This is a genomic window from Streptomyces sp. NPDC005775 (assembly GCF_042871565.1).
In the GTDB taxonomy this organism is placed as follows: Bacteria; Actinomycetota; Actinomycetes; order Streptomycetales; family Streptomycetaceae; genus Streptomyces.
The window spans coordinates 336,248-362,705 of the sequence record NZ_JBIAIU010000006.1; the positions used below are offsets into that span (position 1 = coordinate 336,248).

Sequence of the window (26,458 nt, forward strand, 5' to 3'; positions counted from 1 at the left end):
GGGCGGTCTACTCGGAGGCCGCCGCCCGGCGGCGCGAGACGATCGCGGTCAGGTCGAGGTCGACGGCGAAGGGCGCGGACACCTTCATCCGGTCGTGGAAGATCCCGGTTGAGGTGTAGGCGCCGGTCGCCGGCTCCAGCTCGAAGACGTACACGACCGCGCGGCCGTCCTGGTTCTCCACCCGCCAGTAGTGGGGGATCCTGGCCCGCGCGTACTTCACGGGCTTGGTCTCCCGGTCACGGGTGACGGACTCGTCGGACACGACCTCGATCGCGAGCAGCACGCTGCTCGCGGGGAACCGGGTCTGCCGCAGACTCTCGACTGCCTCGGCGCGCACGACGACCACATCGGGCTCGGGCCGGTTCTGGAAATCGACGTCGATGGTGAATTCCCGCACGACCTCCAGCTCGGGCGGAGCCAGCGACTGCAACTGCCAATTGAAGAAGTCGACTGCCCGCGAATGAAAAAGGGTCTGCGGACTCACGAAAACCAGGCTCCCGTCGATCAGCTCCGTATGCGGAGGCAGATGGGGAAGCGTGTCCAGGTCATCGGCGGTCCAGCCGCCCACGGGCGGGACCGCCCACCGCGGCTCGGGGGCCTCGGGTTCGACGCTCATCAGTGCTCCCATGGGCCGGAGTCTGGCGGGTCCGTCCAGCGTATCCGCAAGGAACCGGCTCAGGCCTGCCCAAACGTGTGAACGTGGCAGCGTCATTGCCCCTCCCCGGAACCGTCACTCGCCCCTGGTCACTCCCCACCGGAGCCCGTCGTGAAGTTCCGCCGGCTCCCCCCGGACGCGTCCGACTTGTCCTGAACGACGTTGCGGCGCACCGCGTCGGCCGGCCACAGTTCGCGGACCAGTGACCGCATGGCCGAGCGGGACGACCGGCCGCCCCCGGTCACGTGCGGGTCGAGTCCGGCCGCCGAGACGAGCGCGGCCAGGGCGCGGCTGCGGTGGTCCGGGAAACCGGCCCGCTCGGCCGCCGCGAACCGCTCCCGGACCGCCCACGCGTGGCTCTGCGGCCCCGCCGGGTGGCGGTGGTAGGGCAGCAGGCCGAGGAAGCGGCGGGTCTCCCGGAGCAGGACGCCGCGCTGCACCAGGGCCGCCAGGTACATCTCCTGCGCCGGCCGCCCGGCGCGCCGGACCCAGCTCCGGGCCGGCACCCCCGAACGCAGCCGGTCCTTGCCGGGCGGCGGCAGGCTCCGCAGCAGCGCGGCCAGCAGCGGATCGGGTGGATCCAGCGGGTTGGCGACCCGCACGTACCCGCGCTCCCCGGTGATCCGCCCCTGGAGCTCCAGCTCCGCCAGGACCGCCCCGGCCAGCGCGTACTCCAGGAACCGGTTGCGGCAGTACGGCCGGCCGCGCTGCGGGTCCAGCGCGAGCAGCAGCAGTTCCTCCGGCAGCGTCGGTCCGGGCGGCGGCTGGGTCATGGCGCGGGCACGATCCGTCCGGTGACCTCACCGAGGCCGACCCGGGTGCCGTGCGGGCCCGGGGCCCAGGCGGTCAGCGTGACCGTGTCGCCGTCCTCCAGGAACGTCCGCTTGCCCTCCGGGAGTTCGAGCGGGTCGCGCCCGTTCCAGGTGAGTTCGAGGAGGGACCCCCGCTGGGCCGGCTCGGCGCCGCTGATGGTGCCGGAGCCGTAGAGGTCACCGCTGCGCAGCGACGCGCCGTTGACCGTCATCTGCGCCAGTTGCTGGGCCGCCGTCCAGTACATCGTGGAGAACGGCGGCTCCGAGACGACCTGGCCGTTGATCGCGACGGAGAGCCGCAGGTCGAACCCGCCGGGCTCCTCCTCGTCCGCGTCGTCGAGGTAGGGCAGGAGGGGGAGGTCGCGGGCGGGCGGGGCGGTCCGGGCGGCCTCCAGGGCCTCCAGCGGGGTCACCCACGCCGACACGGACGTGGCGAAGGACTTGCCGAGGAAGGGGCCCAGCGGGACGTACTCCCAGGCCTGGATGTCGCGCGCCGACCAGTCGTTGAGGAGTGACAGGCCGAAGACGTGCTCGCGGAAGTCGGCCAGCGGCACCGGCCGGCCCTGCTCCGAGCCGACGCCGACGACGAATCCGACCTCGGCCTCGATGTCGAGCTTGACGGACGGGCCGAAGACGGGGGCCGGGTCGGCGGGGGCCTTGCGCTGTCCGGACGGGCGCACCACGTCCGCACCGGAGACCACCACCGTGCCCGCCCTGCCGTGGTAACCGATCGGCAGGTGCTTCCAGTTGGGGGTGAGCGCGTCACCGTCCGGGCGGAAGATCCGGCCGACGTTGGTGGCGTGGTGCTCGCTGGCGTAGAAGTCCACGTAGTCCGCGACCCGGTAGGGCAGGTGGAGCGTCACGGAGTCGACGGGGTGCAGCAGCGGCTCGATGTCCGCGCGGTGGGCCGGCACCGTCACCCAGGCGGTCAGCGCGCGGCGCACATCGCTCCAGGCGGTGCGGCCGGCCGCGAACAGGGCCATCAGGTCGGGCTGGGCCAGCAGTTGCGCATAGGGCGAGCCCAATGCGTGCGCGGCCGCCCCGGCGTCCAGCACGTGACGGCCGATGCGGACGCCGACACGGCGCTCGCCGGGCCGGTCGGGTGTGGAGAAGACACCGTACGGAAGGTGGTGCGGGCCGAAGGGATCGCCCTCGGCCACGTCGAGCGGGCTGCTCTGCTCGGGCATCTGTTGCTGCCTCGCTTTCCAGGTCGCTGTGGGGGACACGTTACGTCGGGGACACCGCCTGGCGGCAGTGCCCCAACCATCCCCAATGCCCCGGAAAGTGGCGGTGCGGCCCGTGGTGGGGCCGCCTACCCGGCCGTGCGCGGGATGCGCTTCTCCCACGTCCGGTGGAAGACGACCTCGCCGCCCTCCTTGCAGACCACCTCGTTGGAGGTGAGGAAGTCGTCGGCGTCGGCGGTGATCTCGGACCGCGTCTCGACCAGCACGTCCCAGGACATCTCGGGCCGGTGCAGCCGGATCGTCCAGTCGGAGCGGGTGCGCGCGGAGAGCGGGTCGCTCTCCTGGATCGTGTACGTCTCCACCGCGTCCTCGGTGAACTCCAGGCCGTCGGGGTAGACGCGCGTGCCGCCGTACCGCGGGTCGACCTCCATTCGCCACTCGCCCTTGGCGACGTCACGGACCACCAGCCGTTCGGGACGCTGCTCGTCGAGCGTGGCGGGGAAGACGACGCCGAGCGGTTCGGACTGCTCGGGCTCCTCGAAGCGGATCGCGGGGTCCTCGGTGTGCCGGCGCACCGGGAGTTCGACGAAGCTGCCGTCGGCGTCCAGGGTGAAGCCCTTGGAGCCGGCCTGCGGCCAGATCCAGGGCCAGTACGAGGAGGAGACCGCGAGCCTGATCCGGTGGCCGGGAGGGAAGGTGTGCCCGATGCCGTTCAGGTCGAAGGTGACGTCCTCGGTCTCCCCGGCCGGCCAGTCCTCGGTGCGGTCCCGCCCGTGGCGGGCGGCGAGATTGAGGACGCCGCGGGTGACGAGGGTGGAGGAACCGTCGGGGGCGACGTCGCAGAGCCGGGCGACGGCTTGGCCGCGCGGCACGTCCATCCGGATGCGCAGCCTCACCCGGGGGCGGCCCAGGATCTCGATCGGGGCGTCCGCGACGGGGAACTCGAAGCACACCGACTTGGCGTCCTCGTCCCGCTGGTCGGGCGGCAGGTCGGCGTCGTTGCCGAACGGGAAGAACCGTCCGGCGTCCAGCCCGGTCTGCTGCGGTGAGTCGACGATCTGCGGCCCGCCCTGGAGGGCGTACGCGACCGGCGCCACGTTCTCCGACGGCCAGGCGGTGTCCCCGACCCAGCGGCCGGGCAGCGTCTCGTACACCGTGGCCGGCCGGTGCGACTCGCTGATCCAGGACCGCAGCAGCGGCTCCGCCATGATCCCGGTGTCCTGGTCCTTCAGGTGCTGGTCCCACCAGCGCAGCGTCTCCTGGAGGAAGCCGATGCCGGGCCCGGGCGGCAGCCCGCGGTCCGGGTACTGGTGCGACCAGGGTCCGACGATCCCGCGGACCTTCGCCGGGTCCAGGTGCTCGACGAGCCGGAGCACGGTGTCGCGGTACGGGTCGTGCCATCCGCCCACCGCGAGGACGTTCGCCTCGATGGCGGAGTAGTCCTCGCAGACGCTGCCGTGCTTCCAGTAATCGTCGCGGCTCTGGTGGGCCAGCCAGGTGTGGATGAAGGGGTCCACGGCTTCGAGCCGGTCCAGCCACATCTGCCGCCACTCGTCGCCGACGTCCGCCGGGTCCGGCGGCCGGCAGACGAAGGCCAGCATGGTCGCCGCCCAGGCGTGCATGTCCACGGCGAGGACCGAGCCGCCCATGTAGTGGACGTCGTTGTCGTAGCGGTCGTCGGCCGAGCACACCGTGACGATGGCCTTCAGCGGTTCGGGGGCGAGCGCGGCGATCTGGAGCGAGTTGAAGCCGCCCCAGGAGATGCCGAACATGCCGACCCGGCCCGAGCACCACTCCTGCTGGGCCAGCCAGTGGATGACGGCGACCCCGTCCGCGAGCTCCGTGGCGTCGTACTCGTCGCCCGGCATCCCCTCACTGTTGCCGTGCCCCCGCACGTCGACCCGGACCGAGGCGTAGCCGTGGCCCGCGTACCAGGGGTGGCGCTGCCAGTCGCGCGGCGCGGTCCAGTCGCTCAGCCGGTAGGGCAGGTACTCCAGCAGCGCGGGGACCGGCTCGTCGGTGACCGGCCGCCAGATCCGGGCGTACAGCTGGGTGCCGTCCGGGAGCGGGATGTAGAGGTCCTCGCGGGTCGTCTCGTACGGGAACGCGGTCTGGATGTGCATGGGGGGATACCTCGTACCTCAGTGGACGGGGTGCATGGTGCGCCTGAGCCAGGGTGCGGCGGCGATGACGGCCAGACCGGCCAGCACCGCGATGGCGCCATTGACACCGAAGTAAGCGGGGTTGGACACCTCGCCGTACAGCTTCACGATCTGTGCCTGGATGCCGTTGGCGAGGGCCAGGGAGAGGAACCAGAGCGCCATCGTCTGGCTGGCGAACGCCTTCGGGGCGAGCTTCGTGGTCGCGGACATGCCGGAGGTCTCCAGCAGTACGTCACCGAGGCCGAGCAGCAGGTAGGAGCCGACGATCCACCAGGCGGCCATCTTGTAGGTGTCATCGGAGTGCCCGGAGGTGGGCAGGACCATCAGCAGGAACGAGAGCCCGCCGAGGATCACCCCGATCGCGATCTTGTTGGACGCGTGCGGCTGGCGCGGCCCCATCTTCGCCCAGACGGCGGCGACCACCGGGGCCAGCGCCACCTCGAACGCGCCGAGCGCCGAGGCGTACCAGCTCGACGGGAAGTGGAAGCCGAAGATCTCGGTGCGGGCGTTGGTCGACGCGAGCAGGATCATCGTCGAGTACGCCTGGAAGAGGATGAAGTTGAAGACGACGGAGGCCAGGAACAGCACCACGTAGGGACGCAGCCGCCCACGCTCCTCCGCGGTGACCCGGGGACTCCGGAACATCACCGCGAAGTACACGACCGGTGCGATCACGGAGACGAGGGTGAGCAGGTCGACGAAGCGGTCCATGGTCAGCCAGCCCGCCAGGGCCAGCGCGGTGGCGACGGCGGCGACCACGACGACGCCGACGGCGATGAGCCGGACGGCCCGGCGCATGGGCCCGGGGGCCAGGGCGAACTCGGCGGCGTGCTTTCGCCCGGCCAGGTGACGGCGGCCCAGGACGTACTGGATGAGGCCGAGCGTCATGCCGAAGGCGGCGGCCGAGAAGCCCCAGTGCCAGCTCGCGTGGTCACCGAGCCAGCCGGTGACGAGCGGGCCGAGGAACGCGCCGATGTTGATGCCCATGTAGTAGAGGGCGAATCCGGCGTCGCGGCGCTCGTCGTCGGTGCGGTAGAGCTTGCCGACCATGGTGGCGACGTTGGGCTTGAGCAGGCCCGTTCCGGCGCTGATCAGGCCGAGGCCGACCCAGGTCATGACATCGGTGGGCACCGCCATGGCGTAGTGCCCGCACGCGATGAGGATGCCGCCGTACAGGACGGCGCGGTACGAGCCGAGGATGCGGTCGGCCAGCCAGCCGCCGGCCACGGAGACCAGGTAGACGAGGGTGCCGTACGCGGCGGAGACGGAGGCGGCGGTGCCGGCCTCCATGCCCATGCCGCCGTTCGCGACCGTGTCGGCGAAGTAGAGGACCAGGATCGCCTGCATGCCGAGGAACGAGAACCGCTCCCAGACCTCCAGGCCGGACAGGGTCATCAGACCCCGCGGCTGGCCGAAGAAGGCGTGGTCGTCGCCCGGCGGGGGCTGGGTCGGTTCGGTGTCTGCGGCGGTGTGGGACAAAGGGACAACTCCTGATCGTATGAGCTGATCCCGAACATACCGGCGGTGGCGGGAAGGCGCCCACGGTGATCCAAAGGGGACCGGATACGCTGACTTGAGTGATGACAGCGACACATCGACATTCCGTGTGATCGTCAGCAGACAGGAGATCCCCTCGTGACCGTCGTCGGGCCGTTCGGACTGAGCGTGCGGGACCAGGCTCTTGAGGCCGGTGTCCAGGCCGGTTTGGCTGCTGTCGAGTCGGGGCTGCTCGATGCCACCAAGAGCGAGGTGCCCTTCATCACGGAGGCCGCGCAGCACCTCGTGCGCGCGGGCGGCAAACGGTTCCGTCCCCTGCTGGCGATGCTCGCCGCCCAGTTCGGTGACGCCGACGCCCCGGGCGTGGTGCCCGCCGCCGTGGTCGTCGAGCTGACGCACCTCGCGACGCTGTACCACGACGACGTGATGGACGAGGCAGACGTACGGCGCGGAGTCGACAGCGCCAATTCCCGCTGGGGCAACTCGGTGGCCGTGCTGACCGGCGACTTCCTCTTCGCGCGCGCGTCACACATCCTGGCCGACCTCGGCCCCGAGGCCGTCCGCATCCAGGCCGAGGCGTTCGAGCGCCTGGTCACCGGCCAGATCCTGGAGACCGCCGGCCCGCGCGACGGGCGCGACCCCGTCGAGCACTACCTCGACGTGATGCGCGGCAAGACCGGCTCGCTGATCGCCGTGGCCTGCCGCTTCGGCGCGATGATGTCCGGTGCCGACGAGTCGACGACCGACATCCTCACCCAGTACGGCGAGCGCCTCGGCGTCGCCTTCCAGCTCGCCGACGACGTCCTCGACATCGCGTCCGACTCCCACGAGTCCGGCAAGACCCCCGGCACCGACCTCCTCGAAGGCATCCCGACCCTGCCCGTCCTCCACCTGAGGGCGCAGGCCGCGGCCGACGGCAAGCCGGACGACCTGGAGCTCGTCGAGCTCCTGGACGGTGACCTGAACGAGCCCGGCATGCTCGACGAGGCGCTGCGCCGGCTGCGCGCCCACCCGGCCCTCGACCAGGCACGACGCGACACGGTCCGGTACGCCCAGGAGGCGCGGGCCACCCTCAAGCCGCTGCCCTCGTGCTACGCGAAGGACGCCCTGGAAGAGATGTGCGACGCCGTGGTGCACCGCGCGGGCTGAGAGCCTGCTCGTGCCGACCCCTACGGGACGGCGGAGGAACGCCCCCGCGGTGTCATCCCGGAGAGGTACGCGGAGTTGCTCCCGCGGGCTGACGCTTCACGCCGCCCGATTTGGTCAGATGGAGAACAACCACTCCTGACCAAAACGGGTGAGAATGGCGGCACGGAGTGGACGAGTGCATCCGGACGGAAGCCGCCGACCACGGAGGTAGGGCACACATGGCACCGAACGACAGCGCAGGCACCAACGGCACGACAGCGCCCGGCACCAAGGGCGCCGTCGCGGGCCGCCGCAAGGCGGTGCGCTACATCGTCCCGGTCGCGGTGGCCGGAGTGGCGGCCGCGACGATCGGGCTGGTCCCGGCGCTCGCCAGCTCGGGCGACCCCGATCTGCCGAAGATCACCGCGCAGGAACTCATCGAGAAGATCGCCGCCTCGGACACGCAGCAGCTGTCCGGCACGGTGAAGATCAGCACCGACCTCGGCATCCCGTCGATGGGCGGCCTCGCCGGCTCCTTCCTCGCGAACGGCGCGGACGGCGCGGGCGACAAGGGCTCGGCGAGCGCCGACCCGCAGACCAAGCTCACGGAGCTGGCCTCCGGCACGCACACGCTCCGGGTGGCAGCCGACGGCCCCGACAAGCAGCGGGTGTCCATCCTGGACAACGCCTCCGAGTACAGCCTGATCCACAACGGGGACCAGGTCTGGGCGTACGACAGCGAGTCGAACGCGGTCTACCACGCCAAGGGCGGGGCCGACCGGGGCGAGGGCGAGCACCGGGCCGCCCCCGACGGCGTACCCACCACCCCGAAGGCCCTGGCCGAGCAGGCGCTGAAGGCCGCCGACGGCACCACGTCCGTCACGGTCGGCGGCACCGCGCAGGTCGCCGGGCGCGACGCGTACCGGCTGGTCATCAAGCCCGAGCAGAGCGGCTCCACGATCGGTTCGATCACCGTCGCGGTGGACGCGGAGAACGGCACACCGCTCAAGTTCACCCTGCAGCCCAGCAGCGGCGGCAAGGCGGCGATCGACGCCGGGTTCACCTCGGTCGACTTCAAGAAGCCCGACGCGTCCACGTTCTCCTTCACCCCGCCCAAGGGCGCGAAGGTCACCGAGGCGGACGAGGCGGAGGGTCACGCGAACGCCGGGGCGGAGGCCGAGAAGGCGAAGGGCGACCTGAGCGCGCTCGAGGGCATGAACGGCATGAACGTGATCGGCAAGGGCTGGAGCAGCATCGCCGAGATCAAGACCCCCGGCGGGGCGGCCCTCCCGTCGAAGGAGTCGGGCGACGTACCGGCCGAGGCGCAGCAGTTCCTGGACGCCCTCGGCGACAAGGTCAGCGGAAAGTTCGGCTCGGGCACGGTCTTCAAGACCCGCCTGGTCAACGCTCTGATGACGGACGACGGCCGGGTGTACGTCGGCGCGGTCACCAAGGACGCGCTGGTGAACGCGGCGAACAACGCCGGCTGACACCACTTCGTGCGCCGTCTCGCGCATCCGCCCCGCCCCGCCCCGCCGTAGCCTCCGTACGGCAGGGTGGGGCGGACGCGATCTGGGGAGCACACATGACAGGGGCCGGCACCGTGCCCGTGATCGAGACCCGCGGTCTCACCAAGCGCTACCGGGGCGGCCAGCTCGCCGTCGACGGGCTCGACCTCACGGTCCCGGGCGGCAGCGTCTTCGGCTTCCTCGGGCCCAACGGCTCGGGCAAGACCACGACCATCCGGATGCTGATGGGCCTGATCGACCCGACGTCCGGCACCGCGAGCGTCCTGGGCCGCCCCATGCCCGCCGGAGCCCGCACGGTCCTGCCGCACGTCGGGGCGCTGATCGAGGGGCCCGCGCTGTACGGGTTCCTGAACGGCCGGGACAACCTCGTGCGCTACGACCGCGCCGACCCCACCGCCGATCCGCGCACCCGCGGCGCCCGCGTCGGCGACGCCCTGGAGCGGGTCGGGCTGGCCGCCGCGGCCGGAAGGAAGGCGCGGGCCTACTCGCTGGGCATGAAGCAGCGGCTCGGCCTGGCCGCCGCCCTGCTCCGGCCCCGCCGGCTGCTCGTCCTGGACGAGCCGACCAACGGCCTGGACCCGCAGGGCATGCGGGAGATCCGCGCCCTGGTCCGGGAGCTGGCCGCCGAGGGCACCACGGTCTTCCTCTCCTCCCACCTCCTCGACGAGATCGAGCAGGTCTGCACCCATGCGGCGGTCATGGCCCGCGGCCGGCTGATCACCCAGGGGCCCGTCGCCGACCTCGCCGCGGGCACCCTCGGCCGGCTCGCCGTCACCACACCGGACCCGGCCGACGCAGCCCGCGTCCTCAAGGAGCACGGCATCACCGGCATCACCCTCGACGGCGACCGGCTGCGGGCCGACGCCCCGGCCGGCTCCGTCGAACTCTCCGACCTGAACGCGGCCCTGGTCCGCGACGGGGTCCGGGTCCGCTCCTTCGGCGTCGAACGGGCCTCGCTGGAGGACGCGTTCGTGGCACTCACCGGAGAGGGATTCGATGTCGCAGGCTGAACTCGCCCCCACCCAGGCCCCCGCGACCCGGCGCAACCCGCTGTGGACGCTCGGCATCCTGCGCTCCGAACTGACGACCACCCTGCGCCGCTGGCGCACCCTCGCCCTGCTCGGCGTGCTGGCCGCCGTCCCCGTACTGATCGGGATCGCGGTCCGCATCGAGACGGCCGACGGTTCGCCGACCGGACCCGGCGGGGGAGGGGGCGGGCCCGCGTTCCTCTCCCAGGTCACCAACAACGGCCTCTTCCTGGTCTTCGCCTCCCTCGCCGCGACCCTCCCGGTCTTCCTCCCGATGGCGGTCGGCGTCATCGCGGGGGACTCGATCGCGGGCGAGGCGAACGCGGGCACACTGCGCTATCTCCTCGTCGCCCCGGCCGGCCGGACCCGGCTGCTGCTCGCCAAGTACGCCTCCACCCTGGCGTTCTGCCTGATCGCCACCCTCGTCGTCGCGGCCTCCGCGCTGGCCGTGGGCGCGCTGCTCTTCCCCGTCGGCGAGGTCACGACGATCTCCGGGACCCGGATCGGCTTCGGCGAAGGGCTGCTGCGCGCGGGTCTCGTCGCGGTGGCGGTCGCGGCGTCACTGATCGGCTTCGCGGCGCTCGGACTCTTCGTGTCGACCCTGACCAACAGCGGGATCGCGGCGATGGCGGCGACGGTCGGGGTGCTGATCACCGTACAGATCGTGGACACCATCCCGCAGCTGAGCGGGATCCACCCGTATCTCTTCCCGCACTACTGGCTGTCCTTCTCGGACCTGCTGCGCGAGCCGTTCTACTGGGACGAGGTGCTGAAGAACCTGGAGCTGCAGGCGCTGTACGCGGCCGTGTTCGGCTCGGCGGCCTGGGCCCGGTTCACGGCGAAGGACATCACCGCCTGAGGGGGAGCGGAACCGGCACCCGTACCGTCGGCCGGCGAGCCGTCCCCCGATCGGCTCGTCGCGGCACGAACGGCACGAACGGTGCGAAAGGTAAGGAACGAGCCGACACGGTACGTTCCGTTTCCCGCTTGAGCATTGTTCGACTTCTGGCGACGGACTGTCAACAAGGATTGGCTCGAACAGACCTATGCTCACCGAATGATCACATCGCCGAGTTCGCTGCGCCGCAGTGAGAGCTCACGCAGGGCGACGCTGGAGGCCGCCCTCGACCTCTGCACGGAGAAGGGGTACGGCCGCGTCACGGTCGAGGCCATCGCGGCCCGGGCGGGCGTCAGCAAGAAGACGATCTACCGCTGGTGGCCGTCGAAGAGCGCGGTACTGCTGGAGGCGTTCACGGAGGCCCTGGTCACCGCCACGCCGTTCGCGGACACCGGGGACATCGCCGCGGATCTGCGCACGCACGTGACGGCCGTGGTGAAGTTCCTCGCCGAGCCGCCCTTCGGTCCCGCGTATGCCGGAATACTCTCCGAGCTCCACCACGACGACGCACTGGCCGAAACCGTCGGTACCCAACTGGTCGACCCCCGCGTCGAGGAGGCGGTCGACCGGATGCGCGGCGCGCAGAAGGAGGGCCAGATCCCGCCGGGTGCCGATCTGCGTCTCGCGGTGGAGATGCTCTACGGACCCGTCTACTACCGCCATGTCCTGCGCAAGCCGATGCAGGACGCGGAGACGGTGGCGGTCCTGGTCGGGCACGTGCTGCGGTCGCTGGGGGCCGGGGAGCGCTGACGGGCGGGCAGGCTTGCTGTCGCTGTGGCCGAGGCTACGTCCGCGCTCAGTCAGGTCGCGGGCTGACGGCCTCCCTCAGCCGAACACCCGCTCCAGGACCACCGCGACCCCGTCCTCCTCGTGGGACAGCGTCACCTCGTCCGCAGCGGCCCTCAGGAGCGGATGAGCGTTGGCCATGGCCACGCCGTAGCCGCAACTGCGGAACATCGGCAGGTCGTTGGGCATGTCACCGAAGGCGATCGCGGTGGAGGGGGCCAGGCCCAGGTGCTCGGCGGCCGCCGCGATTCCGGCGCCCTTGTCGATCCCGTACGGCTGGAGTTCGACCGTTCCCGGGCCGGAATGCGTGACGGTGGCCAGGTCCCCGACAGCCGCGTGGGCGGCGACCGCCAGGGCGTCGTCGGTCAGGTCCGGGTGCCGGAGCAGCACTTTGACGACCGGCGTGGCCCACAACTCCTCGCGGTGGCGGACTCGCTGGGCGGGCAGTGCGGGGTGCGGCATCAGGTAGCCCGGTTCGATCAGGGTCCGTCCGTCGGCCCCGGCCTGATCCACCGCCGCGAAGACCTGCCCCACCTGTGCCTCTATCTTGCCGAGCGCGGCATCGGCCGACTCCCGTTCCAGGGTGACGGCGTGGACGATGTGATCCGCCCCGGCGTCGTACAGCTGCGTCCCCTGCCCGCAGACCGCGAGTCCCTGGTAGCCCAGCCCCGCGAGCAGTTCCCGTACTCCTGGCACCGGCCGCCCGGTGACCACGAGGTGCCGGGCTCCGGCGGCTGCGGCGAGCCCGAGCGCGGCGCGGGTGCGAGGGCTCACGGTGTCGTCGCGGCGCAGCAGGGTGCCGTCCAGGTCCGTGGCGACGAGGGCATATGCGGGCGGGATGGGCATGGGTCAAGCCTAGGGAGATCCGAGTTCCGCTGGGCGGCGCTGACCTGCGGCGACGGTCCGTCCCGGGGAGAAGGGAAGGCGGATGTGGGGGCGTACCGGGAGGAAACGCACCGGCTGCGCGCCGGGCCGCGGCACTAGAGTTCCGCCATGCCTCCGTCCGCCGGTCAAGAGCAGTTCACGCTCGGGGAAGAGATCGCGCTGCTGCGGCAGCGGCGGGAGCGGCGGCAGCGCACGCGTCGGCGTCGGTTCGCCACGGCTGCCGCAGCCGGTCTCGCCGTGATCGCCGGGGGACTATGGCCGCTTCTGGGCACCGGGCCACAGCCGGGTGACCATGCGCCCATGGCCATATGCGCGTCCGACCGCACCACCCTGCGCGCCGACGTGGACGCGGACGGGCAGTTGGACGAGGTCCGCTACCAGGACGAGGCGGGCGCCGGCTCGGTGGTCTTCCGGGGAGACGATGGCCGCACCCCTGTCAGCGTCGGCGAGGCCCGCGGGTTCTGGAAGAAGCTGCGAGGTGTGTGGAAGGAAGACATGGCGACGCGGGGAGCCTTCGGCGACTTCGACGGTGACGGGTACCTCGATCTGGCGCTCTTCTACAGCCAGGACGACATGGGCGACAGTCCGCGGGGCAACATGCTGGTGCATGAGGTGCGCTACGGTCCGCTCGCCCGCGACCTGAGCAGTGACCGGACCGGCACCATTCGTATGGGCAGCCCGGCGTTCGTGTTCGGGGCGTGGGTGACCGACACCGACCACGACGGCCGCGCCGAGCTCCAGGTCCTCCAGTCGAGTGGGGATGGTATGGCTGCCCGTCATATCGGGCGGCAGCACAGCGGCGGGATCTCTGTGGGCGATGAGGAGGCCGACTTCTACGCGGGGGCGGACTGGCCCGACGCCGAGCTCGGGCGGCTCGACTTCCGGGCCTGCGCGTCCCGCTAGTGCGAGGGAGGATGGAGCCGGGGGAGCGACTGCCGGGTGCTGCGGGCTCGTCACCGCGCAGCGGAGCACGTGGAGCAGCCGTGGGGCTCCTGCCGGTACGGCTGCTCCCGGTCGGTGGTCAGCCGCGCACATGGAGTCCGAAACCCGTGCGGCCGGCGGTCTCCAGCCCCTCCTTGAGGTGCAGCGAGGGGATCTCGTAGTCACCGAAGTTCTGCCGCCGGAACGCGATCGGCTCCGTCGACTCCAGGGTGAGCAGGCGCTGTTCCCACGCCTTGGCGGCGTCCGGGAAGTCCTCGCCGGTCATCCGGTCGGTGCCGTAGAGCACGAACGGCGGCAGTACCTCGATGCCCGGGTAGTAGAGGATGCCGTGCTGGATCGGGAACAGCAGGTCGTCGATGGGGCCGTTGATCCCGCGAGCGGTGTAGTGGGACTCCTGGCCGCCCACCGTCACCGACAGCAGGGCCCTGCGGCCCGCGAGGGTGCCCTCGCCGTAGCGCTCGCCGTACTTGGTGTCGTTGTGCTCGCCGACGCCGTACGCGAAGTGGAAGGTGAACACCCGGTCCACCCAGCCCTTGAGGATCGCGGGCATCGAGTACCACCACAGCGGGAACTGGAAGATGATCGTGTCCGCCCACAGCAGCTTCTCCTGCTCGGCGCGGACGTCCGGGGTGAGTGTCCCGGCGTCGAAGGCGCGGCCCGAGTCCCGGGCGACCTCCAGCGGGGTCGAGGCGTCGGGGCCGTAGTCCGTGGCGTCCACGACCGCCTTCCAGCCCATGGCGTAGAGATCGCTCACCCGGACCTCGTGCCCGGCGGCCTCCAGCGTGGAGACCGCGAGGTCCTTCAATGAGCTGTTGAGCGACTTCGGCTCCGGGTGGGCGTGGACGATCAGCGTCTTCACGGGAACTCCTTGGGGGAAGGTCGGGTGCCTTTGATTCAAGGCGCTCGGGCGCCCGGTGTTCAGGGGCGCCGCTACCGTCGGACCGGACTTCCTGGTATCGGCAGGGCCACCTTCGCCGGCGGCACCGAGGTGATACTGGATCCATGGGTGACCTTGCGGGCTTTCTGCGGACCCGGCGTTCCCGGGTCGATCCGGCTGCCGTCGGCATCCCCACCGACAGCCGCCGCCGGGTCGAGGGGCTGCGCCGCGAGGAGGTGGCCCACCTGTCCGGAGTCAGCGTGGACTACTACGTACGCCTGGAGCAGGGCCGCGCGACGCAGCCGTCCGCCCAGGTCCTCGACGCGCTCGCCCGCGTCCTCGGCCTCGACGAGACCGAGTGCGAGCACCTCCACCGGCTCGCCCGGCAGCGCCGCCCTCGCGCGAAGGTGCCGGGCGGGCGGGTCCGGCCGGAGGTGCTGCGCGTCCTCGACCTGATCCCCGACGCACCCGCGATGGTCATGGACCACCGGCTGGACGTCCTCGCCGGGAACCGCCTCGCCGGGCTCCTCTACGGCCGGCCGATGCCGGGCCTGAACACCGCCCGGCACCTCTTCCTGGAAGAGACCGAGCGCGGTTTCTACGCGGACTGGGAGACCTGCACCCTCGACGCGGTCGGGCACCTGCGGCTGGCCGCCGGTACGTATCCCGAGGACCCCCGGCTCGCCTCGCTCATCGGCGAGTTGGCGATGGGCAGCGAGCGTTTCCGCCGGCTGTGGGCCCGGGCGGATGTGCGCGCCCGCACTCATGGCCGCAAGGCGTTCCAGCATCCGCTGGTCGGACTGCTGGAACTGCACCAGGAGAACTTCGCGCTGTCCGACGAGCCCGGCAGGGAGTTGCTGGTGCTGTCGGCGGCCCCGGGCAGCCCGGCCGAGGACGGGCTGCGTCTGCTGGCGGGCCTGGATGCGGACAGCGGTATGCATAGCGATACGCATAGCGATACGGGCAGCGGTACGCACAGCGATACGGGCAGCGGGGCGGGTAGCCGTGATGCACATCCCGAGGTGAAAGCCCGGCAGGTCCGCGAGTAGCGTGCCGCCGCCGGACACCCTTCGTGTGCGGGTGCCCCGCCCCCGTACACCGCATTCGCTCATCTGAGCGCGCTCATCACGATCTGATTTCTCACGCCCGCACCCCCTTGTCTTCGTCCGTGTAATCGTTTCCAATTCCCCTCTGTAATCGTTTCCACGCCCTGTGGCCCTCAGCCCCGCGCTGTCGTCGGCCACGGTGGACGGAGCCACAAGGAGGTGGTCCGGACATGGCGGGCATCAAAGATGTCGCCGCGATGGCGGGTCTTTCCGTCGCCACGGTCTCGCGGGTGCTCAACGGGCACCCGTCGGTGAGCGACGACGCCCGTACGCGGGTGATGGCGGCCGTGGAGGGGCTCGGGTACCGGCCCAACGCGGTCGCCCGGTCGCTGCGCACCGACCAGACGCGCACGCTCGGGCTCGTCATCAGTGACGTGCTCAACCCGTACTTCACCGAGCTGGCCCGGTCGGTGGAGGAGGAGGCGCGGGCGCTCGGCTACAGCGTCATCATCGGCAACGCCAACGAGCGGCCCGAGTTGCAGGACCACCACGTGCGGACCCTGCTCGACCGGCGGATCGACGGGCTCCTCGTCTCGCCCGCCGACGGCAGCTCCCCACTGATGCGGCAGACCGCCGAGGGCCCCACCCCGATGGTCTTCGTCGACCGGTGGATGCCGGGCCTGGACGTGCCCGTGGTCCGGGCCGACGGCGCCGCCGCCATCCGGGACCTCGTCGCCCACCTGCACGGCCTCGGCCACCGCAGGCTCGCCATCATCGCCGGGCCGGCCGCGACCACCACGGGCCACGAGCGCGTCGAGGCCTTCCGCGAGGCGCTGCACGCCCACGGCATCCCCCTGCCCGCCGAACTGATCGGCCAGGGAGACTTCCAGGCCGACAGCGGGCGGCGCGTCACCGAGGGGTTCCTCGCCCTTCCCGAGCCGCCCGACGTGGTCTTCGCCGCCGACAACCTGATGGCGCTCGGCGCGCTCGACGCGATCCGCGCCCGGGGCCTCACCGTCCCGGACGACATCGGGCTGGCGGCCTTCGACGACATTCCGTGGTTCGTGCACACCGGACCGCCGATCACCGCCGTGGCGCAGCCCACCGCCGAACTCGGCCGGGCCGCCGTACACGCGCTGACCGACCTCATCGAGGGCAGACCCCCGCAGTCCGTGACCCTCCCCGCCCGCCTCGTCGTCCGCCGCTCCTGCGGCGAGCCCGCCGCCACGGCACCCGACCCCCGCGACGCAAGGAGCAAGCTGTGAGCAACCCGGACGAGTTGCTGCGCATCGAGAACATCCGTAAGACCTTCCCCGGCGTCGTCGCCCTCGACTCGGTCGACTTCGACCTGCGCCGCGGCGAAGTACACGTCCTGCTCGGCGAGAACGGGGCCGGCAAGAGCACGCTCATCAAGATGCTCTCCGGCGCCTACCGCCCAGACAGCGGCACCATCTACGCCGAGGGCGTCGAGGTGCGCATCCAGAGCGCCCAGGACGCCGAGCGGCTGGGGATCGCCACCATCTACCAGGAGTTCAACCTGGTGCCGGACCTCACGGTCGCCGAGAACATCTTCCTGGGCCGCCAGCCGCGGCGGTTCGGTCTCATCGACCGCAAGAAGATGGAGGCGGACGCGGAGGTCCTGCTGGGCCGGGTCGGTCTGGACGTCTCCCCCGGGGCCCGCGTACGGGACCTCGGTATCGCCCGCCTCCAGATGGTGGAGATCGCCAAAGCGCTCAGCCTCGACGCCCGCGTGCTGATCATGGACGAGCCGACCGCAGTCCTCACCTCCGAGGAGGTGGAGAAACTCTTCGCCATCGTGCGCCAACTGCGTGCCGACGGCGTCGGGATCGTCTTCATCACCCACCACCTGGAGGAGATCGGCGCCCTCGGCGACCGCGTCACCGTGCTGCGCGACGGCCGCTCCGTCGACCACGTGCCCGCCTCCACCCCGGAGGACGAACTCGTCCGGCTGATGGTCGGCCGCAGCATCGACCAGCAGTACCCGCGCGAACAACCCGAGCGGGGCGAGCCGCTGCTGACGGTGCGCGGTCTCACCCGGGACGGCGTCTTCCAGGACATCGGCTTCGAGGTCCGCGCCGGCGAGATCGTCGGACTGGCCGGACTGGTCGGCGCCGGACGCACCGAGGTCGCCCGCGCCGTCTTCGGCGCCGACCGCTACGACCGCGGCACCGTCGAGGTGCTCGGCGGCGTACTGCCCGGCCACGACGTGAGCGCCGCCATGGAGGCCGGGCTCGGCCTCGTACCCGAGGACCGCAAGGGCCAGGGCCTGGTGCTCGACGCCTCCGTGCAGGAGAACCTCGGCCTGGTAACCCTCAAGTCCGCCTCGCGCGGCGGACTCGTCGACCTCAAGGGCCAGCGCACCGCCGCCGCCCGCATCGCCGAACAGCTCGGCGTGCGGATGGCCGGCCTCGGCCAGCACGTGCGCACCCTCTCCGGCGGCAACCAGCAGAAGGTCGTCATCGGCAAGTGGCTGCTGGCCGACACCAAGGTGCTGATCCTCGACGAGCCCACCCGCGGCATCGACGTCGGCGCCAAGGTCGAGATCTACCAGCTGATGAACGAGCTGACCGCCTCCGGCCACGCCGTGCTGATGATCTCCAGCGACCTGCCCGAGGTCCTCGGCATGAGCGACCGCGTCCTCGTCATGGCACAGGGCCGTCTCGCCGGTGAACTCGCCGGAGACGCCGCCACCCAGGACGCCGTGATGGCCCTCGCCCTCACCACACCCCCCTCGAACGACACCGCAGTGAAGAAAGTGGAGGCCCCCCGTGGCCACTGAGACCGCCAAGAACAACACGGGCAGCGGCGGCGGATCCGCCTCGGCGCTGCGCCGCCTCCTGCTCGACAACGGCGCCCTCAGCGCCCTCGTGGTCCTGGTCGTGGCCATGTCGGTGCTCTCCGGCGACTTCCTGACCACGGACAACCTGCTCAACGTGGGCGTCCAGGCCGCCGTCACCGCGATCCTCGCCTTCGGCGTCACCTTCGTCATCGTCTCGGCCGGCATCGACCTCTCCGTCGGCTCGGTCGCCGCGCTCTCGGCCACGGTGCTGGCCTGGCTCGCCACCAATGAGGGCGTCCCCGTCGTCCTCGCCGTGCTGCTCGCCGCCGCCACCGGCCTCGCCTGCGGCCTGGTCAACGGCGCACTCGTCGCGTACGGGAAGCTCCCGCCGTTCATCGCGACGCTCGCCATGCTCTCCATCGGCCGCGGGCTCTCCCTGGTCATCTCGCAGGGCAGCCCCATCGCCTTCCCCGACTCGGTCTCCCGCCTCGGTGACACCCTCGGGGGCTGGCTGCCGGTGCCCGTCCTGGTCATGATCGTGATGGGCCTGATCACCGCCGTCATCCTGCGCCGCACCTTCGTCGGCCGTTCCATGTACGCGATCGGCGGCAACGAGGAGGCGGCCCGCCTCTCCGGCATCCGGGTCAAGCGCCAGAAGCTCGTCATCTACGCCCTCGCCGGTCTCTTCGCGGCCGTCGCCGGTGTCGTCCTCGCCTCCCGCCTCGCCTCCGCCCAGCCGCAGGCCGCCCAGGGATACGAGCTCGACGCCATCGCCGCCGTCGTCATCGGCGGCGCCAGCCTGGCCGGCGGTGTCGGCAAGGCCTCGGGCACCCTCATCGGCGCGTTGATCCTCGCCGTCCTCCGCAACGGCCTCAACCTGCTCTCGGTCTCCGCGTTCTGGCAGCAGGTCGTCATCGGCGTCGTCATCGCGCTGGCCGTCCTCTTCGACACGCTGCGCCGCCGCACCGGCAGCACGGCGGGAGCCGCCGGCGCACCCGGAGCGCCGGGGTCCGGCGGCAAGGGCAAGAGCGTGATGAAGATCGGCATAGCCGCGGTCGTGGTGGCCGCCGTCGTCGCCGCCGTGGCGCTGCTCAACCCGGGCTCCTCCTCGACCACCACCAAGGTCGGGATGTCGCTCTCCACCCTCAACAACCCCTTCTTCGTCCAGATGAAGGAGGGCGCCCAGGCCGAGGCGAAGGCCGCCGGCGTCGAGCTGACCGTCACCGACGCCCAGAACGACGCTTCGCAGCAGGCGAACCAGCTCCAGAACTTCACCAGTTCCCAGCTGGCCGCGGTGATCGTCAACCCCGTCGACTCCGATGCCGTCGGTCCCGCCGTGCGCGGTGCCAACGAGGCGGACATCCCCGTGATCGCCGCCGACCGGGGCGTCAACAAGGCCGACACCGCGGCGTTCGTCGCCTCCGACAACGTCGAGGGCGGCAAGCTCGCCGCCAAGGCGCTCGCCGACAAGCTGGGCGGCACGGGCAAGATCGTCATACTCCAGGGCACGGCCGGCACCTCCGCCAGCCGTGAGCGCGGGGCGGGCTTCGCCGAGGGGCTCAAGAAGTACCCGGGCATCAAGGTCGTCGCCAAGCAGCCCGCCGACTTCGACCGCTCCAAGGGTCTCGACGTGATGACCAACATGCTGCAGGGCAACGGCGACATCGACGGAGTCTTCGCGGAGAACGACGAGATGGCCCTCGGCGCGGCCAAGGCGCTCGGCTCCAAGGCCGGCAGGAGCGTCGCCGTGGTCGGTTTCGACGGTACGCCGGACGGGCTGAAGGCGGTCGAGGCGGGCACCCTGTTCGCCTCCGTCGCCCAGCAGCCCGCCGAACTCGGCAAGGTCGCCGTGCGGAACGCCGTCAAGGCGGCGCGGGGCGAGAAGACCGACGCCCAGGTGATGGTGCCGGTCAAGGTCGTCACCGCGAAGAACGTCGCCGACTTCTCCTGAGGAAGCGCTCTAGTTGAGGAAGCGGGAATTCACCGTGCAGGAACAGCACACGGGCCACGACCTGCTGGTCGTCGGTTCGGCCAACGCCGATCTGGTGATCCGGGTCGAGCGCAGGCCGGCCCCCGGCGAGACGGTGCTCGGCTCCGACCTCGCCGTCCACCCCGGCGGCAAGGGCGGCAACCAGGCCGTCGCCGCCGCCCGCCTCGGAGCCCGTACGGCGCTGCTGGCCCGGGTCGGCGACGACGCCCACGGGCGGCTGCTGCTCGACGCGCAGCGCGCGGCGGGCACCGACACCACGGGGGTGCTGGTCGGCGGGGCCCCCACCGGGGTCGCCCTGATCACCGTGGACACCTCGGGCGACAACAGCATCGTCGTGTCCCCGGGGGCCAACGCCCGGCTCACACCGGCCGACGTGCGGGCCTCCGCGGCCCTCGTCGCAGGGGCCCGGGTGGTCTCCACCCAGCTGGAGATCCCGTTGGAGACGGTGGCGGAACTGGTGCGGACCCTTCCGGCCGACGGCCGGCTGGTGCTCAACCCGTCGCCGCCGGCGCCCCTGCCCGCCGAGGTGCTCGCGGCCTGCGACCCCCTGGTCGTCAACGAGCACGAGGCCCGGTTCATCCTGGGCGACGGGGCGGGCGAGGCCCCGGAGCAGTGGGCGCGGGGGCTGCTGGCCCTCGGCCCGCGCTCGGTCGTGGTCACGCTCGGCGCGGCGGGTGCGCTCGTCGCCGGCGCCGACGAGGGAGACGGCGCCGTCGACGGGGGTGCGGTGCGGGTGGCCAGCCCGCGCGTCGAGGCCGTCGACACCACCGGCGCGGGTGACGCCTTCACGGCGGCCCTCGCCTGGCGGCTCGGCCTCGGCGAGAACCTGGTCGAAGCGGCCCGGTACGCGGTGCGGGTCGGCGCGGCGGCCGTCACCCGGCCGGGGGCCCAGGAGTCGTACCCGACCGCCGAGGAGGTGGCGGCCCCGTGAAGCGGTCCGGAATCCTCAACCGGCACCTGGCGGGGGCGCTGGCCGAACTCGGCCACGGCGACGAGGTGCTCGTCTGCGACGCGGGCATGCCGATACCGCCGGGCCCGCGCGTGGTCGACCTGGCCTTCCGGGCCGGGGTCCCCTCCTTCGCCGAGGTCCTCGACGGGCTCCTCGACGAACTGGTGGTGGAGGGGGCGACGGTGGCCGAGGAGGTCCGCACCGCGGCCCCCGGCACGGACCGGCTGCTCGCCGCCCGGCTGCCCGGACTGGTCTACGTCAGCCACGAGGAGCTGAAGGCCCGTACCGTCAGGGCCCGGCTGGTGGTCCGTACCGGCGAGGCGACACCGTACGCCAACGTCTCCCTGCGGTGCGGCGTCTTCTTCTGACCCCGTCCGCTCTTCTGCCGACCCTGAGGCGTGTGGCCCCCTCGTGCGATGCGCGAGGGGGCCACACTCCGTTCGGCACCGCTTACTCAAGAACGGCGGAGGGCGTTCTCGCTCGCAACGGTGGGCTGCGGGCGCTGGATCGATACGAGCCGGGCGAAGGCCACGACGTTCGACTGGTAGCCGCCCGCGGCCGGGTCATAGGCGCCGCCGCAGGTGAGCAGGCGAAGCTGGGCGTCCCTCGTCGGGCCGTAGACGCGGTCGCTCGGGAAATCGCTCTTCTCGAACTCCTCGATCGCGTAGATCCGGAAGGTGGCGACCGTCCGGTCCGCCCGGCGCACGTCGACCGTCGCGCCGGGGCCCAACGTGTCGAGTCCCGCGAAGGCGGCCGGGCCGGTGGGGGTGTCGACGTGGGCCACCACGATCGCGTTGCCGGGGGAGCCCGGCGTCACCCCGTCCCGGTACCAGCCGGCCAGATTGCGGTCAGCGGGGTCCGGTACGCCGAGCTTGCCCCCGCTGTCCAGGGTCAGGTCCACCAGGGGTGCGCTGACGCGGAGTTCGGGGATCTCCACGCGCAGGGGGGCCGTCTTCGTGGACGTGGAGCCGGCTCGCGGGGCGGCGGACGGGCCGGGCTCCGTCAGGGGTGAGCCCAGGAGCAGGACGAGTGCCGCCGCGGCGGCCGGGAGCAGCCCGGCCGCCGCGATCAGCCGCGGGAACGGCCGTCGCGGCGGCCGTTCCCGCGGGGTGCGCGCGCTCAACCGCGCCGGCGCCGGACGGTGCGGAGCCCGCCGAGAGCGGCCCCCGCGGCTGCCAGCAGACCCGCCGCCAGACCCATACCGGCGAGGCCGGTCGATCCGCTGCCGGTCACGGCGGTGGAACCGTCACCCGCGTCGACCGGGCCCTCGGGCATCGGGCCGTTGCCATGGCCGTTCCCAGAGCCGTTGCCGTTGCCGTTGCCGTTGCCGGGGCCACCGCCGTGGCCGCCGCCCCAGTGCCCGTCGCCGTGGCCGCCCCCGGAGGGTGTCGGCCTCGGGTGGTGGGGGCGGGAGGGGCTGGGCGACGGGCTGGGCTCGACGTCCTGCGCCGTGATGAGCGTGCGGTCCGTCGCGCTGACGCCGGTGCGCTGCGGCCCCTCGACACCGGCGATGGTGACGGTCAGTTCCGTCGTCACGTCGAGCGGGCCCGTCGGTGCTCCCTCGGCGGCGGCGAGCGTGAACGCGGCGCCCGCCTTCCCGCCGGGCTCCAGCGTGCCACCGGCGCGGAGGTTGGTCCGCAGTTCGCCGGTGAGCGTGCCGTCCGTGCCCTGGGTCAGGGCGACTTCGGAGCCTTCGGACATCACGGTCAGCTGGTTCGCGCGGAGGCCGGCCGGGCCCTTGAGGGTCAGGCGGGTGCCGATGCCCGGGTACTGGGGTCCGTCCGCCGGGTCGGTGTAGGAGGCGTCGGCCGGCCGGGGGCCGTCCCCCGCCTCGATCTCCTCGGGGACGGTGAGCGCGGCCGTCGCCCGGCCGGTGACGGCGAAGTCCCAGACGGTGCCGTCGGCGGTGATGTTGTCGACGTAGGTGTTGAGCCTGCCGTTCGCGTCGCCGAGCCGGCCGATGTTGGCGATCACCCCGTAGGCCCCCTCGCACTCCGCGACGAAGTGCGACAGCGGGGCGTCCCCGCCCGCCGGGATGCCGGCGACGGCGCGCGAGGTCCGCATGACCGAGTCGGCGGTGAAGCGGTACTTCTGCCAGGTGTCCGGCTTCAGCGCATCGCCCTGCACGTCCGTGTTGCTGCCCGGTTCGAACGAGAGGGTGGTGAATCCGCCACAGGAGGCGGGGAGTTGCAGGTTGGCGCCGATGGTGGTGACGCTGGATCCCTCGGTCGAGGTGTACGCCCAGTACGAGATGCCGGCGTCCAGCAGGGGCTGCATGGGCTTGGGCGTCCAGGTCGCGTTGAAGTAGTGGGCGGCCTGCGCCTGCTCGCCGGGGCCGATGGCCAGGCGCAGGCTGCCGTTCAGATGGACCGGGTCGGGCTTCGGGGAGACCTCCTGGATGCCGGGGTCCCGGTCGGGCGTCGTTTCCTGGAGCCGGAACCAGGGGCCCGCCGGGCCGAGGCCCGACGGGTGGACGGTCTGCACCGTGTCGTCCGCGCCGGCGGTGGGGGCGATGCCGCAGGCGAGGAGCGTCAGGGCGGACAGGGCGGCGGTGGTGGTCGCGGTGCGCAGGAGCATGCGCGACGTCCCGGAGGTGCGCAGGGGTCGGGTCATAAGTGTGAGGAAAATATAAACTGTGCGTTAGCGGGTGATGACCCGCCGTAGCGCGGTCAAGCTCGCTCCAATGCCGCAGCGCGCAGGTACTCCGCGACCGCCCGCACGTCCGTGGCGGGGGCGATCAGTCCCACGTGGTTGTCCGGGCGGATGAGGACCAGGACGTCCTGGCCGGGCTCGACGCCGTACGCCGAGCGGGCGTGGCCCTCGTCGTCGGCCAGACCGGGTGTGCCTCTCACGTTGTCGCGACCGGATGCGCTGCCCGCGTCCACCCCGTACGCCAGCAGCTCGCCGTCGTGTGCCGCCGAGGCCTCCCGCAGTGCGGGCGCCGTGCCGGCACCGAAGCCGAGCAGGGTGAAGTGCGGCCCGGCGAAGGCCTCGAACAGCCGGCGGGGGGCGCCGGTGGAGGCGTCGCGGCAGGGTGCGTCCGGGGCGCGGTCGCCCGCCCGCAGCCGGGGCGTGGCGCCGAGGCGGGCCAGTGAGCTCCACCGGTAGCCGTCACCCGGGCCGCCGGTGCGTGGCGTGACCGCCGTGTCCAGCCCGCCGCCCGGCTCCTTGATCGCTTCCATCGTGGCCCGCAGCCGCTCGGCGCTGAGGTCCAGGACGTCGGCCGCGACGGGCAGCCTCTCCTCCTCGTACGTGTCGAGCAGGGCCGGATCCGCCTGTCCGGAGGCGACCCGGGCGAGTTTCCAGCCGAGGTTGTACGCGTCCTGGATGCCGGTGTTCATGCCCAGCCCGCCCGCGATCGAGTGCACGTGCGCGGCGTCGCCCGCCAGGAACGCCCGGCCCACGCGATAGCGGTCGGCCATGCGCTCGTTGACGCGGTACGTGGAGAGCAGGGTGGCCTCGGACAGCAGCTCGCCCGGCAGTCCCGTGTGCTTGGCGAACAGTCGCTGGAAGCTCTCCAGGGACGGGGGTACGGGGGCGCCGGAGGCGTCCGTCTCGGGGCCGGCCTGGAACCACCAGCCCGACCGGGTGCCGGGGATCGGGCAGAGCATCACGGCGCCGTCCTCGTCGAACCACTGGTGCCAGAGGCCGCGGTCCGGCCCCTCGGCCTCGACGTCGCCGCAGACCATCATCTGCGTCTCGTCCGTCTTCCCCTCGAACGAGATTCCCAGCAGCTTGCGCACCGCGCTGTGGCCGCCGTCGCAACCGACGACGTACCGCGCCCCGATCTCGTCGCCGTCGGCGAGCGTGGCGGTCACGGACGAGTCGTCCTGAACCAGGCCCACGAGTTCGCGGCCGAGTCCGACCCGTACGCCGTACGTCGCGAGCCGGTCCCGCAGGGCCTCCTCCAGCCGCCACTGGGCGATCATCCGGGGCCGGGCGTACGGGGAGTCCGGCGTCGGGAGCACGTCCGCGAAGGGGTCGGCGTCGGCGATGGCCACCCCGCCCCGGTACTTGCGCATCGGCAGCGGCGCGGACCCGGCGGCCAGGACCTCCTCGACGACTCCGAGATCCTCCAGGACCTCCAGTGAGCGCGCGTTGGGGCCCTTCGCGCGGGAACTGCGCGGGAACCGCGGGCTCTTGTCGATGATCGTCACGTCGACGGCCCGCCGGGCGAGATCGATGGCCAGGGTCAGTCCGGTCGGCCCGGAGCCGACGATCAGCACGGTGGTCGGGGAAGGGGGCATGCGTACTCCTCGGTTGCGCTTCCGTGAGCATCAAGGAAAACGCAACCGAGTAATAAAAGCAACTAGGTAATGGTTGGTGTGATGACGGGCGCCTCCGCCTCGGCGGGGCCGGCCTGCTTCGCGGCGGCCAGCCGCGCGGCCTGGGCCCGTACCCGCGTCTGCCGTGACGTCCGCAGCGCGTCCCAGGTCAGCAGCGTGAGGGCCAGCCAGACCAGTGCGAAGCCCGCCCACCGCTCCGGGGGCATCGCCTCGTGGAAGTACACGATCCCGAGGATGAACTGGAAGACCGGCGCCAGGTACTGCAACAGGCCGAGCGTGGAGAGCGGCACCCGGATCGCGGCCGCCCCGAACAGCACCAGCGGGATGGCGGTCACCAGACCGGTCGCCGCGAGCAGCGCCGCGTGGCCGGCTCCCTCGGCGGTGAAGGTGGAATCGCCCTGCGTACCCAGCCACACCAGGTAGCCGAGTGCGGGCACGAACAGCACCGCGGTCTCGGCCGTGAGCGACTCCAGGCCACCCATGTTGACCTTCTTCTTCACCAGGCCGTACGTCGCGAAGGAGAAGGCCAGGACCAGGGAGATCCAGGGCGGCTGCCCGTAGCCGATCGCCAGGACGAGCACCGCCGCGACGCCGGTTCCGACCGCCACCCACTGCACGGGGCGCAGTCGTTCGCCCAGCAGCAGGACGCCCATGGCGATGGTCACCAGCGGATTGATGAAGTAGCCGAGGGAGGCCTCGACCACGTGCCCGTTGTTGACGGACCAGATGTACAGGCCCCAGTTGACGGTGATCACGGCCGCGGCGACGGTGATCAGTCCCAGCTTCCCCGGCTGCCGGATCAGGGTGCCGATCCAGGCCCAGCGGCGCAGGACGAGCAGGGCGATGCCGACGACGCCGAGGGACCAGACCATGCGGTGGGCGAGGATCTCGACCGCGCCGGACGGCTTCAGCAGCGGCCAGAAGAGCGGGACGATGCCCCACAGTCCGTAGGCCGTCACGCCGGACACGAGACCGGCCCGCTGTTCGTTCTTCCCCTTCACGGG

23 protein-coding genes are annotated in these 26,458 nt (G+C 72.0%); 12 read left to right on the forward strand and 11 right to left on the reverse strand.

The window, feature by feature from the left end; translation table 11 throughout:
* Window positions 1–7: 7 nt before the first annotated feature.
* The 5 genes from ACFYPA_RS17140 to ACFYPA_RS17160 form a co-directional block, all read right to left on the reverse strand.
* Window positions 8–616 (reverse strand): Uma2 family endonuclease, encoded by a 609-nt coding sequence (locus ACFYPA_RS17140; protein ID WP_359078192.1) that lies wholly within the window; start codon window positions 614–616, stop codon window positions 8–10.
* A gap of 128 nt (window positions 617–744) precedes the next feature.
* The gene (locus ACFYPA_RS17145) at window positions 745–1,428 is read right to left on the reverse strand and encodes a GPP34 family phosphoprotein (protein WP_359078193.1); all 684 of its coding nucleotides are present in this window, start codon (window positions 1,426–1,428) and stop codon (window positions 745–747) included.
* Complete coding sequence (gene fahA, locus ACFYPA_RS17150; protein ID WP_389132543.1) at window positions 1,425–2,654, reverse strand: fumarylacetoacetase; 1,230 nt, start codon at window positions 2,652–2,654, stop codon at window positions 1,425–1,427. Before fahA ends, ACFYPA_RS17145 begins: the two co-directional genes overlap by 4 nt.
* Before the next feature lie 125 nt (window positions 2,655–2,779).
* Window positions 2,780–4,774, reverse strand: a complete 1,995-nt coding sequence (locus ACFYPA_RS17155) for a CocE/NonD family hydrolase (RefSeq protein WP_359313905.1) — start codon at window positions 4,772–4,774, stop codon at window positions 2,780–2,782.
* An 18-nt stretch (window positions 4,775–4,792) separates the two neighbouring features.
* Window positions 4,793–6,292: a peptide MFS transporter gene (locus ACFYPA_RS17160; RefSeq protein WP_359078197.1), complete on the reverse strand. Its 1,500-nt coding sequence runs from the start codon at window positions 6,290–6,292 to the stop codon at window positions 4,793–4,795.
* Window positions 6,293–6,448: 156 nt separating this feature from the next.
* Between ACFYPA_RS17160 and ACFYPA_RS17165 the strand changes: the two genes are divergently transcribed.
* The 5 genes from ACFYPA_RS17165 to ACFYPA_RS17185 all read left to right on the forward strand — a co-directional run bounded on the left by ACFYPA_RS17165 (window position 6,449) and on the right by ACFYPA_RS17185 (window position 11,643).
* Window positions 6,449–7,459 carry a polyprenyl synthetase family protein gene (locus ACFYPA_RS17165; protein ID WP_359078199.1) on the forward strand — a complete coding sequence of 337 codons (1,011 nt, stop codon included), beginning with the start codon at window positions 6,449–6,451 and terminating at the stop codon, window positions 7,457–7,459.
* Between the two features lie 218 nt (window positions 7,460–7,677).
* The gene (locus ACFYPA_RS17170; protein WP_359078201.1) at window positions 7,678–8,928 is read left to right on the forward strand and encodes a DUF2092 domain-containing protein; all 1,251 of its coding nucleotides are present in this window, start codon (window positions 7,678–7,680) and stop codon (window positions 8,926–8,928) included.
* Between the two features lie 95 nt (window positions 8,929–9,023).
* A complete protein-coding gene (locus tag ACFYPA_RS17175; RefSeq protein ID WP_389132549.1) occupies window positions 9,024–9,977 on the forward strand; it encodes an ATP-binding cassette domain-containing protein in 954 nt (317 codons plus the stop codon).
* Complete coding sequence (locus ACFYPA_RS17180) at window positions 9,964–10,854, forward strand: ABC transporter permease (RefSeq protein WP_359078205.1); 891 nt, start codon at window positions 9,964–9,966, stop codon at window positions 10,852–10,854. Before ACFYPA_RS17175 ends, ACFYPA_RS17180 begins: the two co-directional genes overlap by 14 nt.
* A gap of 198 nt (window positions 10,855–11,052) precedes the next feature.
* Window positions 11,053–11,643, forward strand: coding sequence for a TetR/AcrR family transcriptional regulator (locus tag ACFYPA_RS17185; protein ID WP_359078206.1), 591 nt, complete (start codon window positions 11,053–11,055; stop codon window positions 11,641–11,643).
* A 75-nt stretch (window positions 11,644–11,718) separates the two neighbouring features.
* Here ACFYPA_RS17185 and ACFYPA_RS17190 read toward each other — a convergent pair whose 3' ends face one another.
* Window positions 11,719–12,525, reverse strand: a complete 807-nt coding sequence (locus tag ACFYPA_RS17190) for an HAD family hydrolase (RefSeq protein WP_359313895.1) — start codon at window positions 12,523–12,525, stop codon at window positions 11,719–11,721.
* Between the two features lie 147 nt (window positions 12,526–12,672).
* Here ACFYPA_RS17190 and ACFYPA_RS17195 point away from each other — a divergent pair, with 147 nt between their 5' ends.
* Entirely contained in the window at window positions 12,673–13,467 is a 795-nt protein-coding gene (locus tag ACFYPA_RS17195) for a hypothetical protein (RefSeq protein WP_389132552.1), read from the forward strand.
* 118 nt (window positions 13,468–13,585) lie between these two features.
* Here the strand turns inward: ACFYPA_RS17195 and ACFYPA_RS17200 are convergent, their stop codons facing one another.
* Entirely contained in the window at window positions 13,586–14,365 is a 780-nt protein-coding gene (locus tag ACFYPA_RS17200) for an NAD(P)H-dependent oxidoreductase (protein WP_359078211.1), read from the reverse strand.
* 143 nt (window positions 14,366–14,508) lie between these two features.
* On the opposite strand from ACFYPA_RS17200, the gene ACFYPA_RS17205 reads away from it, so the two are divergent.
* From ACFYPA_RS17205 to rbsD, 6 genes are all read left to right on the forward strand, one after another.
* Window positions 14,509–15,432, forward strand: coding sequence for a helix-turn-helix transcriptional regulator (locus ACFYPA_RS17205; protein WP_359078212.1), 924 nt, complete (start codon window positions 14,509–14,511; stop codon window positions 15,430–15,432).
* A 227-nt stretch (window positions 15,433–15,659) separates the two neighbouring features.
* Window positions 15,660–16,694, forward strand: coding sequence for a LacI family DNA-binding transcriptional regulator (locus tag ACFYPA_RS17210; protein ID WP_359078214.1), 1,035 nt, complete (start codon window positions 15,660–15,662; stop codon window positions 16,692–16,694).
* Entirely contained in the window at window positions 16,691–18,229 is a 1,539-nt protein-coding gene (locus ACFYPA_RS17215; RefSeq protein ID WP_359078215.1) for a sugar ABC transporter ATP-binding protein, read from the forward strand. The genes ACFYPA_RS17210 and ACFYPA_RS17215 overlap by 4 nt, the downstream gene beginning before the upstream one ends.
* Entirely contained in the window at window positions 18,219–20,180 is a 1,962-nt protein-coding gene (locus tag ACFYPA_RS17220; RefSeq protein ID WP_389132557.1) for a substrate-binding domain-containing protein, read from the forward strand. The genes ACFYPA_RS17215 and ACFYPA_RS17220 overlap by 11 nt, the downstream gene beginning before the upstream one ends.
* A 34-nt stretch (window positions 20,181–20,214) precedes the next feature.
* Window positions 20,215–21,150, forward strand: coding sequence for a ribokinase (locus ACFYPA_RS17225; RefSeq protein WP_389132643.1), 936 nt, complete (start codon window positions 20,215–20,217; stop codon window positions 21,148–21,150).
* Window positions 21,147–21,536 carry a D-ribose pyranase gene (gene rbsD / locus ACFYPA_RS17230; RefSeq protein ID WP_359078219.1) on the forward strand — a complete coding sequence of 130 codons (390 nt, stop codon included), beginning with the start codon at window positions 21,147–21,149 and terminating at the stop codon, window positions 21,534–21,536. The genes ACFYPA_RS17225 and rbsD overlap by 4 nt, the downstream gene beginning before the upstream one ends.
* An 86-nt stretch (window positions 21,537–21,622) precedes the next feature.
* On the opposite strand, the gene ACFYPA_RS17235 is transcribed toward rbsD, so the two are convergent.
* From ACFYPA_RS17235 to rarD, 4 genes are all read right to left on the reverse strand, one after another.
* A complete protein-coding gene (locus tag ACFYPA_RS17235; protein WP_359078220.1) occupies window positions 21,623–22,291 on the reverse strand; it encodes a class F sortase in 669 nt (222 codons plus the stop codon).
* Window positions 22,288–23,781 carry a hypothetical protein gene (locus tag ACFYPA_RS17240; RefSeq protein ID WP_389132560.1) on the reverse strand — a complete coding sequence of 498 codons (1,494 nt, stop codon included), beginning with the start codon at window positions 23,779–23,781 and terminating at the stop codon, window positions 22,288–22,290. Before ACFYPA_RS17240 ends, ACFYPA_RS17235 begins: the two co-directional genes overlap by 4 nt.
* Before the next feature lie 56 nt (window positions 23,782–23,837).
* Window positions 23,838–25,415: an FAD-dependent monooxygenase gene (locus ACFYPA_RS17245; RefSeq protein ID WP_389132562.1), complete on the reverse strand. Its 1,578-nt coding sequence runs from the start codon at window positions 25,413–25,415 to the stop codon at window positions 23,838–23,840.
* Between the two features lie 62 nt (window positions 25,416–25,477).
* Window positions 25,478–26,455 carry an EamA family transporter RarD gene (rarD, locus tag ACFYPA_RS17250; RefSeq protein WP_389132564.1) on the reverse strand — a complete coding sequence of 326 codons (978 nt, stop codon included), beginning with the start codon at window positions 26,453–26,455 and terminating at the stop codon, window positions 25,478–25,480.
* Window positions 26,456–26,458: the final 3 nt, after the last annotated feature.